The organism is Streptomyces celluloflavus (assembly GCA_000720995.1).
Lineage (GTDB): Bacteria > Actinomycetota > Actinomycetes > Streptomycetales > Streptomycetaceae > Streptomyces > Streptomyces celluloflavus.
The window spans coordinates 29,773-44,989 of sequence record JOEL01000033.1; the positions used below are offsets into that span (position 1 = coordinate 29,773).

At 70.1% G+C, this 15,217-nt stretch carries 15 protein-coding genes and 1 tRNA gene; 7 read left to right on the forward strand and 9 right to left on the reverse strand.

Annotated elements, in window-relative coordinates:
• Nucleotides 1–45: 45 nt before the first annotated feature.
• Nucleotides 46–1,425, reverse strand: coding sequence for a coiled-coil domain-containing protein (locus tag IH09_RS25390; protein ID WP_110952572.1), 1,380 nt, complete (start codon nt 1,423–1,425; stop codon nt 46–48).
• Between the two features lie 141 nt (nt 1,426–1,566).
• On the opposite strand from IH09_RS25390, the gene IH09_RS25395 reads away from it, so the two are divergent.
• From IH09_RS25395 to IH09_RS25415, 6 genes are all read left to right on the forward strand, one after another.
• Nucleotides 1,567–1,641 (forward strand) — tRNA-Val (locus IH09_RS25395).
• A 684-nt stretch (nt 1,642–2,325) separates the two neighbouring features.
• Nucleotides 2,326–2,448 carry a nucleoside hydrolase gene (locus tag IH09_RS40180; protein WP_143682265.1) on the forward strand — a complete coding sequence of 41 codons (123 nt, stop codon included), beginning with the start codon at nt 2,326–2,328 and terminating at the stop codon, nt 2,446–2,448.
• Between the two features lie 817 nt (nt 2,449–3,265).
• Nucleotides 3,266–3,802, forward strand: a complete 537-nt coding sequence (locus tag IH09_RS25400; protein WP_052859833.1) for a hypothetical protein — start codon at nt 3,266–3,268, stop codon at nt 3,800–3,802.
• Nucleotides 3,799–4,185, forward strand: a complete 387-nt coding sequence (locus IH09_RS25405; protein ID WP_244934306.1) for a tail fiber domain-containing protein — start codon at nt 3,799–3,801, stop codon at nt 4,183–4,185. Before IH09_RS25400 ends, IH09_RS25405 begins: the two co-directional genes overlap by 4 nt.
• Before the next feature lie 156 nt (nt 4,186–4,341).
• Nucleotides 4,342–5,070 carry a 2OG-Fe(II) oxygenase gene (locus tag IH09_RS25410; protein ID WP_205379105.1) on the forward strand — a complete coding sequence of 243 codons (729 nt, stop codon included), beginning with the start codon at nt 4,342–4,344 and terminating at the stop codon, nt 5,068–5,070.
• 214 nt (nt 5,071–5,284) lie between these two features.
• Nucleotides 5,285–6,307 carry a LysR substrate-binding domain-containing protein gene (locus tag IH09_RS25415; RefSeq protein WP_052859805.1) on the forward strand — a complete coding sequence of 341 codons (1,023 nt, stop codon included), beginning with the start codon at nt 5,285–5,287 and terminating at the stop codon, nt 6,305–6,307.
• A 76-nt stretch (nt 6,308–6,383) separates the two neighbouring features.
• Here the strand turns inward: IH09_RS25415 and IH09_RS25420 are convergent, their stop codons facing one another.
• From IH09_RS25420 to IH09_RS25455, 8 genes are read right to left on the reverse strand one after another with little or no spacing between them, the layout of a single operon-like run.
• Complete coding sequence (locus tag IH09_RS25420; protein WP_052859835.1) at nt 6,384–7,376, reverse strand: amidohydrolase family protein; 993 nt, start codon at nt 7,374–7,376, stop codon at nt 6,384–6,386.
• 11 nt (nt 7,377–7,387) lie between these two features.
• The gene (locus IH09_RS25425; RefSeq protein ID WP_052859806.1) at nt 7,388–7,909 is read right to left on the reverse strand and encodes a 3-hydroxyanthranilate 3,4-dioxygenase; all 522 of its coding nucleotides are present in this window, start codon (nt 7,907–7,909) and stop codon (nt 7,388–7,390) included.
• Nucleotides 7,906–8,397: a RidA family protein gene (locus tag IH09_RS25430; RefSeq protein WP_052859807.1), complete on the reverse strand. Its 492-nt coding sequence runs from the start codon at nt 8,395–8,397 to the stop codon at nt 7,906–7,908. Before IH09_RS25430 ends, IH09_RS25425 begins: the two co-directional genes overlap by 4 nt.
• Nucleotides 8,397–9,161: a 2-keto-4-pentenoate hydratase gene (locus IH09_RS25435; RefSeq protein ID WP_052859808.1), complete on the reverse strand. Its 765-nt coding sequence runs from the start codon at nt 9,159–9,161 to the stop codon at nt 8,397–8,399. Before IH09_RS25435 ends, IH09_RS25430 begins: the two co-directional genes overlap by 1 nt.
• On the reverse strand, nt 9,158–10,189 hold the full coding sequence (dmpG, locus tag IH09_RS25440) for a 4-hydroxy-2-oxovalerate aldolase (RefSeq protein ID WP_052859809.1): 1,032 nt from the start codon (nt 10,187–10,189) through the stop codon (nt 9,158–9,160). The genes IH09_RS25435 and dmpG overlap by 4 nt, the downstream gene beginning before the upstream one ends.
• Nucleotides 10,186–11,142 (reverse strand): acetaldehyde dehydrogenase (acetylating), encoded by a 957-nt coding sequence (locus tag IH09_RS25445; RefSeq protein ID WP_052859810.1) that lies wholly within the window; start codon nt 11,140–11,142, stop codon nt 10,186–10,188. Before IH09_RS25445 ends, dmpG begins: the two co-directional genes overlap by 4 nt.
• Entirely contained in the window at nt 11,139–11,960 is an 822-nt protein-coding gene (locus tag IH09_RS25450; RefSeq protein ID WP_190233400.1) for a 2-keto-4-pentenoate hydratase, read from the reverse strand. Before IH09_RS25450 ends, IH09_RS25445 begins: the two co-directional genes overlap by 4 nt.
• 14 nt (nt 11,961–11,974) lie before the next feature.
• Entirely contained in the window at nt 11,975–13,450 is a 1,476-nt protein-coding gene (locus tag IH09_RS25455) for a 2-hydroxymuconic semialdehyde dehydrogenase (RefSeq protein WP_052859836.1), read from the reverse strand.
• 296 nt (nt 13,451–13,746) lie between these two features.
• Here IH09_RS25455 and IH09_RS25460 point away from each other — a divergent pair, with 296 nt between their 5' ends.
• On the forward strand, nt 13,747–15,090 hold the full coding sequence (locus tag IH09_RS25460) for an MFS transporter (RefSeq protein WP_278192679.1): 1,344 nt from the start codon (nt 13,747–13,749) through the stop codon (nt 15,088–15,090).
• Nucleotides 15,091–15,217: the final 127 nt, after the last annotated feature.

Consider the following 15,217-nt stretch of genomic DNA (forward strand, 5'->3'; position numbering starts at 1 on the left):
GCCGGGCACACCAGGCCCACGCCCCGTCCGGGACCGCCCTGCTGCTCAGCCCCCCGAGATGCCCCGCGCCTCCCGGATCTCCTGCACCACCCGGGCCGCCGTCTGACGCACGGCCTCGGTCTCGGTCAGGAAATGCCACCAGTCCGGATGCCGGCCCTCCAAGCCCGCGACCGCGCGGTCCAGCCGGGCCACCGCATCGTCCAGGGGCCGGGCGTGCCGCGGGTCGGGGGTGCTGCGTCCGGCCATCGCCAGCCGCTGCGCGTCCCGGACGGCGAAGCGTGTCCGCTCGATCTCCTTCTGCCGGTCGAACGACACCGAGTCCAGTCGTTGCAGCCGGCCGCCGGCCGCCGACACCGCCTCATCGGTGGTGTTCAGCAGCGCCCGTACCGTCGCCAGTCGGCTGGTGGCGTCCGCCCACCGCTGCTCGTCGCGCGCCTGCTGCGCCTCCCGCAGCGTGACCTCGGCCTGCTTGACGGACTGCGCGGCCTGCTCCGGTACGTGCTGGAGGTCCTGCCAGCACGCCGCGCTGTACCGCCGGCGCAGCTCACTGAGGACCGGATCGACCTTCTCGGCCCGCGTCGTGATGGCCTGCGTCCGGGTCCGCAGCGACACCATCCGCTTATCGATCTCCGCCGCCCGCTCCGGCAGCCGTTCGGCCTCGGTCCGGACGTCCTCGGCCTTGCGCAGCACCTCACCGGCGCGCTGGACCGTCTCCTGTACGCCGTGCTGCCCGGCGCCCTGGTTCAGCTTGGTCAGCTCCGGCGCGAGCGCCGCCAGCCGGGCCGCCAGGTCGTCGGCCTTCAGGCCCTTGCCACGGACCGTGTCCAGGGCATTGCTGGCGGCCAGCAGTGCCTGCCGGGCACGCTCCACCGCCGGAGCCAGCCGCGCCAGCTGCGTCTCGGCGGTCTGCAACAGCGGCCCCAGCCGTTGCGTGAACCGGTCGAGCTCACCTTTGACGCGCTCCAGCTCCTCCCTGGCCCGGGTCAGGTCCGCGCGGGCCCGCGACACCGCGGCGCCGTCCAGATCGTCGCGGTCCAGATCGTGCGAATCCACGGCGGTGATGTAGCCCTGGCTCACCTCGTCGATCCGCCTGCCGAAGCCCTGGTACTCCTCCGCGACGGCCCGTGCCGACGGCGAACTGTCCACCGCGGTGATCGTCTCTATCGAGATCCGCAGATCCCGCTGCGCGGTGTCCAGCTCGTAGAACGCCGCCGCCGCGGCATCCTTCGCCGCCTGCGCATCGGCGCGCAGATCCTCCCCGCGCCCGAACCAGCGGCGTGTACCGCCACCCGCGAACGACGCGGGCGCCATCGCCAGCAACAAGGGCAAAGGCAGCAGCGCCAGTGCCACCACATCCCGGACCGGGCCCCCACGGGGCCGACGGCGTGCTCGCTGCTCGTACGGCTGCGTGTGTGTCGCCGTCACATCCCTCTCCCGATCGGATCGCCCCAGGGCCGACTTTTATTCTCCCACTCGACGGAACGAACACACCGGCCGGTAAGTTCGCAATTCGAGCACGGGTTTGCAGTTCAGCCCAGGTGGCAAGGTAGTCTGTCGGCTCGGCCAGGGCGCATAGCTCAGCGGTAGAGCGCTGCTCTTACAAAGCAGATGTCGGCGGTTCAAATCCGTCTGTGCCCACCAGCGCTACCAGCGCGAATGACGCCGAAGGCCCAGGTCAGGGCATGTCTCTGGCCTGGGCCTTCGTTATGCGCTCGCGCCCCGCGTACCGTCTCGGACGGCCCTGGCACGGACTCGGCTCACCACCGTGCCTCCCAAATGGCTCCCAAATGATCATGCTGTTGTCGCAGGTCGCGAGCGACATCCCGCACGGCCCCCTATGAGGGGCGTTGCCCCTGCTGAGCGCTAGCGCGCGCCACACCGCTTGACCAGCCCGCTGTCCTCGTGGAGGTCGGTGGCGGGGCGACTGGTACGGCCGGCCGGTGATCGGCCGGGCGAACTCGCTGTGCTGGCGCTCGTGCCGTTGACGGGCATCGGACTGGCGTTGCTACGGCGGGGACCCACGCTCCCCGCGTTGTTGCGCGGCATCGTCTACATGGGATGGCGTATTCAAGGGCCCGGGCAACACAAGCGCCTGGGGCGGGCGCCAACGTCTGACACGACCCCGAGGCGGTGAGGAAGTGCTCCGCGCAGGCTTGGCCATGATGACGGTGCCGATGGACGTCACTGGGCTCTGGCGTGGCTGGACGGAGACCGGCTGGACGGTATCGCCACCCTGTGCACCCCCGCTGTCCGGTAGGCGTCGCAGGTCCTGGTGGCTACGTCGGGATCTACTCGTAGCTTGACGGTCGCCGCCGCGACTGTGTCATGTATGACCCGCTGGCCGCCGCCCTTATGGCCGACCCCGCACTGGCCACCCACGAGGAGTGCCAGGTGCCCGTCGAGCCGGCGGGCCATTGTCGGGGTGCCGCGCTGGTCGAGATCTTGTGAGCTGGCCGGACGGCGAGGGTGTCTTTGCCCGGTCCGGGCGGGCCGTTGAGGGCCACGGTGAGGGCGGTGCCGACCTGCCTCGCCGCCGTCAGCAGGGAGTTGAGGTCATCGACTACCTGGAGTCGCCCGGCGAGGAACTTTCCCGCGTCGGGCGGGAGTTGGTGCGGGGCGGAGAGCGTCATGGGTGTCCGCCAGGGCGGCCCGTGCCAGGGCGGCCGGTTTGCCCGCAGCGCTCAGGATGGCGTCATACCTGGTGGCGAATTCCGGTGACGGGGCCACCGTGCCGTTCTCCGGACGGCGGGGGGTCCGGACGGTGGATCCACCCTGGCCCATGAGTCGGCGCCGTCGCCGCCCCTCCTAACGATCACAGAGTCGCGACGCTCTGCGATCACCGGAGGAACTGGAGCGCCTGAAGTGCCTGGCGAACCCGAAGGACCCGAAGGACCCGAAGGCCCCGAAAGACCTGACTGACGGTCGTGCCCGAAAGGCCGATCGCCGATACGGCGCTGTGCGAGTACCCGTCCTCCCGGAGGGCGGGTACTCCCACACGCCATTGCGGTGGTGAGCCGATCGCGGTAGGTCCCTCGGCGGTCGTTCATTGGCTCGTATGCGTCGATCGCGTTCGTCACCCTCCTACTGGTGGTTCATCAGATAGCGGGAAATTGCGTTTGTCCGCTGGTTGGGCCGGAGGGGCGTGGATACGGTCGCTTGCGCCGTCCGGAGGGGGCGGCATCCGTCGCTTGCTGCACGCGCCCAGGCGTTCCGGCCGTCATGAGCTGGTACGGATCACGCTCGGGCGGTTCCCAGGGGAGTGGACATGAGCTTTGTGGGTCGTAAGACCGTCGCGGTGATGGCCGCGGCGTTGGCGTCGTTGGGCGCGGGGAGCGGTGTCACCGCGTCGGCGGCCACCCCGTCGGCGTCGTGCAGTGGGGCGGAATGCCCCAGCCTGAAGCCGACCAGGCTCACGACCAGCCAGGCCACCCTGAACGTCACTCAGATGCAACTGGAGAACATCCAGGCGATGGCGTCCGACGCGGTGACCGGGGAGCCCATCCGCGGTGCGAAGATCGTGTTCGCCACCATCGGCGGCCGGACGCTGGGGGCGGCCTACACCGACTACGACGGTGTGGCCGCGATCACGGCTCCGGAGAACCTGGGTCCCGGAACCCTCCAGGAGTTGCTGGGAGGCTACGAAGCCGCGATGGTCGGCGACGGTGTCCACGCCCCGGTCGGGGCCCACGGAGCGATCACGGTCGGCACCGACCAGGGCCCCGGTGTCCCGAACTCCCCGTGCGCCATTTGCAGTGATCGCGGGCTCAAGCAAGACGTGGTCCCGGTCGACTGGAGCCGGTGAGGGTGCGGATCTTCCACCGGCGGTCCCGGGCGGCCGACCGCGGTGCCCTGGCCCGTCGTTCGGCCGGTGGGCGGGAGAGCGGTGCGGTGGCTCCGGTCGGTGCGGTCAACGGCTACGCGGTGCTGGAGGCCGTGGCCGCGCTGCCCGTCAGTACCTGGCGATACCTCTGGGAGCCCGAAGAGGTGCGCCACCTCGGGCCGATGGCGCAGGACTGGCACGCTGCCTTCGGCTTCAACCAGGACGACACCACCATTCCCGTCGTCGACGGCCTCGGCGTCGCCCTGGTGTGCGTCCAGGCACTGCACCGCCGCGTGGAGGAGCTCACGGCCGAAGTGGATCGGCTGCGAGAAGCCGCGAGCGCGCACGCGCCCGACGCCGTGTGACGACGCCGGATGGACTGCTGTAACGCTCCGGCGGTCGGAGGGCCGGACGGCCGGTGACCATGGGCGCGTCCCGGGCCGAGCGCGTCCCGCGGCCGCCGCCCACCCCCGAGAGGGAGCCCCGCGGAACACCCCTCGCGATCCAGAAGGCAGGACACCATGACAAAGCGGGACACCTTGGCGCGGCGCGACACCGTGGCGGATCCGTCCGAGGCGGTGGATCAGCTGTCGCCGGTGGGTACGGGCGCGATCTGGCGGCTTCCGGTGACGGTCTGCCGCATCACCCAGTTCCTGGGTGAGCGGACGGCCGGCGCCCTACTGGAGCGCGCCATCGCCGCCGCCGGCGACACGTCGAAGCCCTCCATGATTCGGGACCGGGAGGTGGCCCCCGACGTTCGCCGGTCCCGGTCGTGCCAGGACTTCGCCGCGCCTGAGTTGCTGGCGGCCATCGATGAGGTACTGGAGGCGGTCGAGCACACTCTGGGGGTCTCCTGCCGGTACACCGAACCCCACTACAGCCTCAACCTGCACAATGACGGCGACTTCTACCGGCCGCACCAGGACACCAGCGCCGAGTTCGCTCCCCGGCGTCTGCTCACATTCGTGTACTACCTGCATCGCACTCCCCGGCCTTTCAACGGGGGCGAGCTGCGGGTGTTCGACGCCGCCATGCCGCTGCACACCGGGACAACCGGAAAGTGGGCGGAGCGCACCTGGCGGGACTGGGCGCCCGAGCACGACAGCATCGTGTTCTTCCGCCCCACCGCCTGGCACGAGGTACGGCCGGTCAGCTGCCCGAGCAAGCAGCGCGCGGACAGCCGCTTCGCCGTCAACGGCTGGCTGTGCAGCCCCGACCCCGCGCACCGCGGGAAGGACGCGAGCCGGTGAGACCCGTCGTCCCCGGTGCCGGCTGACGGGGAACTCATCCCCCGTCGGCCCGGCTCGTTCGAGGCGGGGTCACGTGAGCTCCGGGGACCGTGTGGACGTCCGACGTGCTGGGTTGGGTGACTCCGTCGCGCGTGGACACTCCGCGATCCCGGGACCGTTCCGCGTGGTGAGCCCGCTCCGGGCCGTCGGGGCGGGGCGCAGATAGAGTCGCGGGGTGAAGATCCCCCGCCTTCTGGACGGCCGGCTGAAGTTCCGCCATCTGGTGCTCGTCGATGCGCTCTGCCGGCAGGGGAGTGTCGTCGGTGCCGCCGCGGAGCTGCATGTGACGCAGCCGGCGGCGACGCGCAGTCTGCACGAGCTGGAGGACATCCTCGGGGTTCCGCTGTTCGAACGCGGGCCCCGGGGGATCACCGCCACGGTCTTCGGGGAGGCGTTCACCGAGCATGCCCGTGCCGTGCTCGCCCAGTTGGCGCAGGCGGGCCGTCATGTGGTCGAGCTGGCCGACGCCGACCGCGGAACGGTGATCGTCGGCACGCACCTGGCCGGATCCAATGTGCTCCTCCCACGGGCCATCGCCGCGCTCAAGAAGGAACGCCCGTATCTGACGGTGGTCGTCCGGGAGGCGTCGCCCGAGGCGCTGCTGCTGGAGCTGGAGGCGGGCCGGGTCGACTTCATCGTCGGCCGGCTGACCGTCCCCTCCGACGAGCGGATCGTGCGCCGCAAGCTCTACGACGAGTCGGTCGAACTGGTGGTCCGGGCGTCGCACGCGCTCGCCGGGCGGCCGAATGTGGATCTCGCGGATCTGGCGGACTATCCGTGGATCCTGCCGGGGGCGGAGACCGCCCTGCGGCGGGAGATCGAGGAGTTCTTCGCCCGGCACGGGATCGCGCTGCCGATGAACCGCGTCGAGACCACGTCGTTCCTGACGGTGCGGCAACTGCTGCTGGAGACCGATGTCGTCGCGGCGCTGCCCAGCCTGATCACCCGGGACGACACCCGGATCGCCCGCCTGTCGGTCCCGTTGGAGCCGATCGGGCACAGCGTCGGGCTGACCCTGCCGGCCGCCCGCACGCTGAGCCCGTCCGCCGAGGCCTTGATCCGGAGCCTTGAGGAGATCGCGGCCGGGATGGCGCCCCAGGACACGTCCGCGGACGTACCCGGAGAGGCCCCCGGAGGGGCGTCCGGGAACGCGGGCGGAGGTGCCTCCGGCGGGGATTCCGAAGGCACCTCCTGTTAGACCGCTGGCCCGCTGGCCCGCTGGCCTGATGGCCCGTTGGACCGGCCAAGGCGCCTGCCGTCAGCCCGGCGTACCGTCAGCTCCCGGCAAGGCCCAGGAAGCGTTCCGCGTTGCCGCGGGTGATCAGTTGGCGGCCGGTGTCGTCGAGGAACCGGCTCTTGCGGACGACGTCGCCGACCGGGCGTTCGCCCAGCGGATACGGGTAGTCGCTGCCCACCATCACACGGTCCGCGCCGACCGTGTCGACCAGCAGCCGCAGGGCGCGGTCGTCGAAGACGACCGAGTCGACGTAGAAGCGGCCCAGGTAGTGCGAGGGCGGGAACTCCGAGGTGCCGATGACGTCGTGGCGGCCGTGCCACGCGTTCTCCATCCGGCCGAGCCAGAAGGCGAACGATCCGCCGCCGTGGGCGAAGCAGATCTTCAGGCTCTCGTCGATCCGGTCGAAGACGCCGCCCAGGATCAGGGCGAGGATCGACAGATGGGTCTCGGCGGGCATCGCGGTGAGCCACTGCGCCATCCAGCGGTCGAGCCGCGGCGAACTGGCCATGTCCCACGGGTGCACGAACACCGGTACGTCCAGCGACGCGCAGTGCTGGAGGAAGGTGACCACGCCCTCGCTGTCGAGGTCGAGATCGCCTACGTGGTTGCCGATCTCGACGCCGCGGTGCCCGTTGGCGACGCACCTCTCCAGCTCACGGCAGGCCGCGTCGGGGTCCTGCAACGGCACCTGGCAGAACGGGATGAGCCGGTCCGGCGCGGGCGCGACGATCTCCAGCGCGAGGTCGTTGAAGATCCGCGCGACCTTCGCCGCCTGCTCGCCGCTGCGCCCGTAGGTGAAGAACGCCGGCGTCGGGGAGACGACCTGGGTCTGTACGCCGTCGGCGTCCATGTCCCGCAGCCGTGTGCCGGCGTCCCAGCAGTCGGCCTGGATCCGGCGGAACTCCTTCGAGCCCATCATGATCATGGCTTCGGATTCGGACTCGATCCGCAGCCACGGCGCGTCGGGTCCGGCCTCGGCCCGCAGATCGGGCCAGCCGCGCGGCACATAGTGGGTGTGGATGTCGATCATGCGGTCCACGGTCAGCCTTTCCCCGGATGCAGGGCGCCGCACTGGGGGCAGACCCGCGCCTTCTCGTTCTCGTAGAACTCGGTGAAGACCGGCGGCAGGTCCTCGACGATGTCCCGGACCTGCAACTCGATCTCGTGGATCAGCGCGGCGCAGTCGAGGCAGTACCACTGGAACTTCTCCAGGGTGCCCTCTTCCCGGACCCGCTCGATGACCAGGCCGATCGATCCGGCGTCGGGCCGTTGCGGGGAGTGCGGGAGGTCACCGGGGAGCAGCCATGCCTGGCCCTCCCTGATGTGCACGGTCTGCGGTCCTTCCGCGGTCATGACGTTGACGTGCATATCGCCCTTGACCTGGTAGAACCACTCCTCGTACGGGTCGAGGTGGTAGTCGGTGCGCTGGTTGGGCCCGCCGACCACCTGGACGATGAAGTCCTTGCCCAGGAACATGGTCTTGTTGTTCACCGGGGGCTTGAGCAGGTGCTCGTTCTCGGTGATCCATCCCTGGAAATCGATGACCTGGGGAATGCCGGTCATGAGAGCACCTCCGTGCCGTTCGACGTGCGTGGCTGGTTGTTCCGCGGCAAATGGGCGATGGCCTGGATCTCGATCAGCAGGTGCGGGTGCGGCAGTTGGTGCACCGCGACGGTCGTCCGCGTCGGTCCCTGTTCGTCGAAGTACTCGCCGTAGACCTCGTTGTAGCCGCCGAAGTCGTTCATGGACACCAGATAGGTGGTGATCTGGGCGACGTCGGAGAGGTCCGCGCCCACCTCGGCGAGGATGCCCCGGATGTTCTCGATCACCGCGCGGGTCTGCGCCCGGATGTCGAGGCGGGTGGTGCCGAGTTCGTCGGCCTCGACGCCCACGAAGGTGTTGTCGGGCCGGCGCGAGCTGGTGCCGGAGACGAAGACCAGGTCGCCGACGACCTTCACATGCGGGAAGCGTCCGCGTGGCGTGGCCCGTCCCGCCAGTACCCGTGAACCGCTCGGTGTCCCCGTGCTGTCCGGTATCCCCGAAGCGCTCATCACAGTCCCTTCAACGTGACGGATCCGATGCCCGCCACCTCGCACGTGGTGACCCCGGCCGCCAGTGGCACCGCCGCCGTCGCCGCGCCCGCGAGCACCACCTGTCCGGCGCGCAGCGGGATGCGCCGGCGTCGGCACATGTCCAGCAGCGCGTGCAGCGCGTGGACGGGGTCGCCGAGGATGGCGGCGGTCGAGCCGACCGCCTCCGTCTCCCCGGTACGCAGCCGCACCGCCCGGTTGGCCACGCTCTCGACGGGGCGCCAGGGGCCGATGACGAAGCCTGCGGCCGAGGTGTTGTCCGCGACGACGTCGGTGTAGGTGAACCGGAAGTCCCGGTACCGCGAGTCGATGATCTCGATCGCCGGTGCCAGCGCGTCCACGCAGGACTCGATGTCCGTCAGGGGGTCGTCCAGGTCCACGTCACGGCAGAGCCGGTAGGCGACCTCGGGCTCCGCCTTCGGGTGGATGAAACGGGACAGGTCGACATCGTCGCCGTCCGCGATGCGCATCTCGTCGGTGAGCCGGCCGACGATCACGTCGGAGACGCCCATCTGCGCCATCTTGGCCTTGCTGGTGAAGCCCAGCTTGACCCCCACGATCCGCTCGCCGCGCGCCTCCCGGCGCGCCAGCAGCGCCGCCTGGATCGCGTAGGCGTCGTCGATGCCGAACTCATGGGTGTCGGCGAGGCTCGGGGTGTCGGTCCGGGACGTCTGCGCCGTGTCCAGCCGCTCCGCGAGAACGCCGATGGTTTCTGCCGGGGTCACTTGCCGCTCCCGTCGGTCGGGGCCGCGCCGCGCGCGGCCAGGTCCAGTGCGATGTCCACGATCAGGTCCTCCTGGCCGCCGACCATCTGGCGCCGGCCGGCCTCCAGCAGGATCTGCCGGGTGTCGAGCCCATAGCGTTCGGCGGCGCGTTCGGCGTGCAGCAGGAAGCTGGAGTAGACACCGGCGTAGCCGAGGGTGAGGGTCTCGCGGTCCACCTGCACCGGGCGGTTGCGCAGCGGGCGGACGATGTCGTCGGCGGCGTCCTGCAACGCGAACAGGTCGCAGCCGTGCTCCCAGCCCAGGAGGTCGGCGACCGCGATGAACGGCTCCGCCGGGCAGTTCCCGGCCCCGGCGCCCTGGCCCGCCAGCGCCACATCGACGCGGTACGCGCCGTGCTCCACGGCGGTCACGCTGTTGGCGACGGACAGGGAGAGGTTCTCGTGGGCGTGGATGCCGATCTCGGTGTCGTCGTCCAGCACCTGGCGGTAGGCGTCGACCCGCTCGGCCACGTCCCGCATCGTCAGGCGCCCGCCCGAGTCCGTGACGTACACGCAGTGGGCGCCGTAGGACTCCATCAGCGCCGCCTGCCGGGCGAGGTCACCGGGGGAGTTCAGATGGCTCATCATCAGGAATCCCGACACATCCATCCCGTTCTCCCGGGCCCAGGCGATGTGCTGCGCGCTGACGTCGGCCTCGGTGCAGTGGGTGGCGACGCGTACGCTCCACACGCCGAGGGCGTGCGCCCGGCGCAGATGCTCGATGGTGCCGATCCCGGGCAGCAGGAGGGTGGTCAGCTTCGCGTTCCGTACGCAGTCGGCGGCGGCCTCGATCCACTCCTCGTCGCTGTGCGCGCCGAAACCGTAGTTCGCGCTCGATCCGCCGAGGCCGTCACCGTGCGCGACCTCGATGGCCGCGACTCCGGCCCGGTCCAGCGCGGACACGATCCGGCGCACCTGGTCGACGGTGTACATGTGCCCCATCGCATGCATGCCGTCGCGCAGGGTCACGTCCTGCACATAGATCTTCATGCGTTCACCCATCCTCGGAGTGTGGCGATCTTCTCGGCGGTCCGGACCGCGGCGGAGGTCATGATGTCGAGGTTGCCGGCGTAGTCGGGCAGGTAGTGGCCCGCGCCGAGCACCTCCAGGAACACCGAGACCTTGACCCCGGTGAAGCGCCGTCCCAGGGCGGGGACGACGGTGTCCTCGACGGGGTCGAACTGCACGTCCTGCTTGAGCGAGTAGCCGGGTACGTACTCCTGGACGGCCGCGGCCATCTGCCGTACGGAGGCGGCGATCCGCTCCCGGTCCTCGGGCGTCAGGGCGCCCTCCACGAGGCACAGCACCGTGTCGCGCATGGCGATCGGGGGCTCGGCGGGGTTGAGCACGATGATGGCCTTGCCCACCGAGGCGCCGCCGACCACGCGGATCGCCTCGCTGGTGGTCTCGGTGAACTCGTCGATATTGGCCCGGGTGCCCGGCCCGGCCGACTTCGAGGAGATGGAGGCGACGATCTCGCCGTACGCCACCGGGGCGATCCGGGAGATCGCGGCGACGACGGGGATGGTGGCCTGGCCGCCGCACGTCACCATGTTGACGTCGGGGGCGGCCAGGTGCTCGTCCAGGTTGACCGACGGCACCACGAACGGACCCAGGGCCGCGGGGGTCAGATCGACCATCAGCTTCCCGTGCTCCCGCGCGATCTCGGCGTTGCGCACATGGGCCTTGGCGGAGGTCGCGTCGAAGATCACCTTGATGTCGGCGAACTCGGGCAGGCCGACGAGTCCGTCGATACCGCGGTGGGTGGTGGCGATCTTCAGCCGGGCGGCGCGGGCGAGCCCGTCGGAGTCCGGGTCGATGCCGACCATCGCGCCCATGCGCAGCGTCTTCGACAGCCGCATCACCTTGATCATCAGGTCGGTTCCGATGTTGCCGGAGCCGATGACGGCGACCGGGATGGTGCCGGATGCTGTGGAGCTCACTTGGTTTCCTCCTCGATGGCTGCCTCGACCTCGCCCAGTCCGTCCAGTTCCAGCCGGAACCGCCCAGGTCCGGTGACCGGCACCATCGGCCCGAGCGCCCCGGACATGACCACGTCGCCGGCCCGCAACGGCCGCTCCCGCCGGACCAGTTCGCGTGCCAGCCAGGCCACGGCGACGACCGGCGACCCGAGACAGGCGTGCCCGGCGCCGAACGAGACCGGCTCGCCGTCCCGGCGGAGCGTCATACCGACCCGGGAGAGATCGCGCCCGGTCAGCGGGTACGGCGTGGTGCCCAGGACGACCGCGCCGCTGGAGGCGTTGTCCGCGACGGTGTCGGTGATGGACAGGTCCCAGTCCTCGATCCGGGAGTCGACGATCTCGATGGCGGGCAGCACGAACTCGGTGGCCCGCAGTACGTCCGCGACGTTCGCGCCGGGCCGGTCGAGATCGCGGCCGAGCACGAAGGCGATCTCGCCCTCGGCGCGCGGCTGGAGGAACCGGCGCAGCGGCACCGGCTCGGTGTGGGCGAACGTCAGGTCGTCGAAGAGCACCCCGAAGTCCGGCTGGAAGACGCCGAACTGCTGCTGCACGGCGGGTGCGGTGAGCCCGATCTTGGCGCCCACCCCCCGCGCTCCGGCGGCGGTCCTGGCCTCGGCGAGCCGCCGCTGCACCTCGTAGGCGGCGTCGATATCGGTGCCGCCCAGGAATTCCCGGACCGGTGCACACGGTGTCCCGGTGGCGGCGGCGGTGGTCAGCCGCGCCACGGCGGCGTCGATCCGCGCGGCGTGGGTGCCGGGGCGGCCGGTCGCGTCTGTCACATCAGGTGCATCGGTCACAGCTGTACGCACACATTCGTCGGCTCGGTGTAGAAGTGCAGCGAGGACGCGCCGCCCTCGCGGCCGATGCCGGAGAGCCCGACCCCGCCGAAGGGGGAGCGCAGATCACGCAGGAACCAGGTGTTGACCCAGGCCATGCCCACGTTCATCGCCTGCGCCACGCGGTGGCCACGGCGCAGGTCGTTGGTCCACACCGAGGCCGCGAGGCCGTAGTCGGTGTCGTTGGCGAGGGCGATCGCCTCCGCCTCGGTGTCGAAGGGGATGAGCGCGGCCACCGGGCCGAAGATCTCCTCGCGGACGGCACGGTCGGCGTTGGTCAGCCCGGTCCACAGCGTCGGCTCGATCCATGAACCGCCGGCCAGTTCGGGCCCCAGCTGGGGTATGCCGCCACCTGTGAGCACCTTCGCGCCGGCCTGTTCGGCCAGTTCGAAGTAGCCGAGCACCTTGTTCCGGTGCTGCTGCGAGATCAGCGGGCCGGTCGTGGTCCGCTCGTCCGTCGGACGGTCCAGCCGGAGGCGCCGGGCGCGCTCGGCGAGGCCGTCGGCGATGTCGGCGAACACCGACCGCTGGACGTAGACCCGCTCGGTGCACAGGCACACCTGACCGGTGTTGGTGAAGACCGACTTGGTCAGCCCGGTGAGCGCCTCGTCGAGATCGACGTCGTCGAAGACGATGGCGGCGTTCTTCCCGCCGAGTTCGAACGACACGGGACGGACCCGGGGCGCGACGGTCTTCATGACGTGCGAACCGGTCGCCGACGACCCGGTGAAGGTCACGCCGTCGATCCCCGGGTGGGAGGTGAGGTACTCGCCCGCGGAGTCGCCCCCGAACCCGTGGACGACGTTGTACGCACCGGCGGGCAGCCCGACCTCGGCCAGTACCTCGGCCAGCAGGGTGGCGGTGGCGGGCGTCTCCTCGCTGGGCTTGACGACGATCGCGTTGCCGCAGGCCAGCGCCGGGGCGACCTTCCAGGTCAGCAGCAGGAGCGGCAGGTTCCACGGCACGATGACCGCGACCACGCCCAGCGGCTTGCGCACCGCGTAGTTGAGGGCCTGCCGGCCGCCCGCGAGGTCGGTGAGGAACGACTCCTGCCCCGCGGCGGCGACCACGTCGGCGAAGCTGCGGAAGTTCGCGACGGCGCGGGCGACGTCGAGTTCGCGCGCCTGGGTGACCGGTTTGCCGGTATCGGCGATCTCCGCGGCGACGAACTCCTCGAAGCGTTCCTCGATGCGGTCCGCGGCGCGGCGCAGCAGCGCGGCGCGCTCGCGCACCGGCGTCCTGGCCCACCCCTCGTCCAGGGCCCGCCGGGCCCCGGCCACGGCGCGGTCCACGAGGGAACTGTCTGCCTCGTGCACCCGGGCGAACACCAGCCCGGTGGCCGGATCGACCTTGTCGAAGCCACGGTCCTCATCGGGTTCTACGAACACTCCGTCAACGAAGTTGCGGATCCACCGCCCAGTTTCTGCCGTCATGGCTCCCACTGTGATCCGCACCGCCATGCCGGACAAATGCACTTCCTGTGCAGAGCCATATCCGTATGGGCATACCTGCTCTCGGAAGCGGCCGCCGGGTCGGTGAGTATTTTCGCTATACCCGGATTGCTATATCGGGGCCCGGATTCGGCATTGGTGTGTGATGTCTCACGGGGTCAGGATCCACCGTTAACGACATATGAACGCCCGGTTCCGTCCGAGGACGTATGAATACCGGCCGTCGTCGCGGCGCTGTGGAGCGAATGCCCGCAGGCACCCAAGTGATAGGTCACCCCGTGAAAAATTCACCTCACGAAGAAACTCCGGGCGGTGCCGGATCCACGCCCGGCAGAACCGCCGTCGCGACGCTCGCCGGTACCACGCTCGAGTGGTACGACTTCTTTCTGTACGGCACGGCCGCCGCGCTGATCTTCAACAAGCAGTTCTTTCCCTCGCTGAGCCCCGCGGCCGGCACCCTCGCGGCATTCAGCACATTCGCCGTCGGCTTCATCGCCCGTCCGCTCGGCGGTCTGGTCTTCGGCCACTTCGGTGACCGCATCGGGCGAAAGGCGACCCTGGTGGTCTCCCTCGTGCTGATGGGCGTCGGGTCCACCCTCATCGGCGCCATTCCGAACTACGACTCGATCGGATTCTGGGCGCCGGTGCTGCTCGTCGCGCTGCGGATCATCCAGGGCATCGGTCTCGGCGGCGAGGGCGCCGGGGCGACGCTGATGTCGATGGAGCACGCGCCGGCGGGCAAACGGAATCTGTACGCGGGATTCCCGCAGATGGGCACGCCCGCCGGGCTGGTCCTGGCCAACGTCATCTTCCTGGTCACCAACGCGCTCCTGGGCGACGGCGCGTTCACCTCGTGGGGCTGGCGCATTCCGTTCCTGCTGAGTTTCGTCCTCGTCGCGGTGGGTCTGCTGATCCGGCTCCGCGTCACCGAATCCCCGTCCTTCAACCGCGTACTCGCCCAGGAGAACGTGGTCAGATTCCCGCTGCTGGAATCCCTCAAGGTCGGCTTCCCCCGGCTGGCGCTCACCCTGCTCGCCGTGGTCGCGAACTCCGCCGTCGCCTATGTGTTCATGGTGTTCGCGCTGTCCTACGGCACCCAACAGCTCGGCTACGACAAGCAGTTCCTCATCCTGAGTGTGACCGCGGCCGCCGTGCTGTGGTTCGCGACCATACCGCTGTGGACGAAATTCGCCGACCGGCACGGCAGGCGCACGATGTTCATCGCCGGGTCCGCCGCGATTCTGGTGTGGTGCGTGGCCTTCTTCCCGCTGCTCAATACGGGAAATTCCGTCCTCGCGGTACTGGCCCTGCTCGGGATGGGCCTCATCATTCCGGTGACGCACTGCGTGCAGGGCGGCATCATCGCCGACACGTTCCCCGCCCATGTCCGGTATTCGGGCTCCTCGGTGATTCTCCAGAGCGGCGCCATTCTCGGTGGCGGGCTGGCTCCCATGATCTCCACCGCGCTGCTGAATTCCGGCGGTTCGTCGACCGGCGTGACCTGGTACCTCGTGGTGATCTGCGCCATCAGCCTCGTCGGTGCCGTCGCGCTGTTCCGCCTGGTACCGGAAGGTTCGGAGGAACCGGCCGCGGTCCGGGCGGAATCCCTCTCCGGGGTCTGAGCCGCGGGGGTGCCGGGGCGGCCGGTCCGTACGTCCGGTCCGCGCGTCCGAGCGGCGTGCGGATGCGTATGCCGGATCCGCGAACCGGAGCCGTCCGCCCGGCCCATCCGATGCATACGTCTGAGAT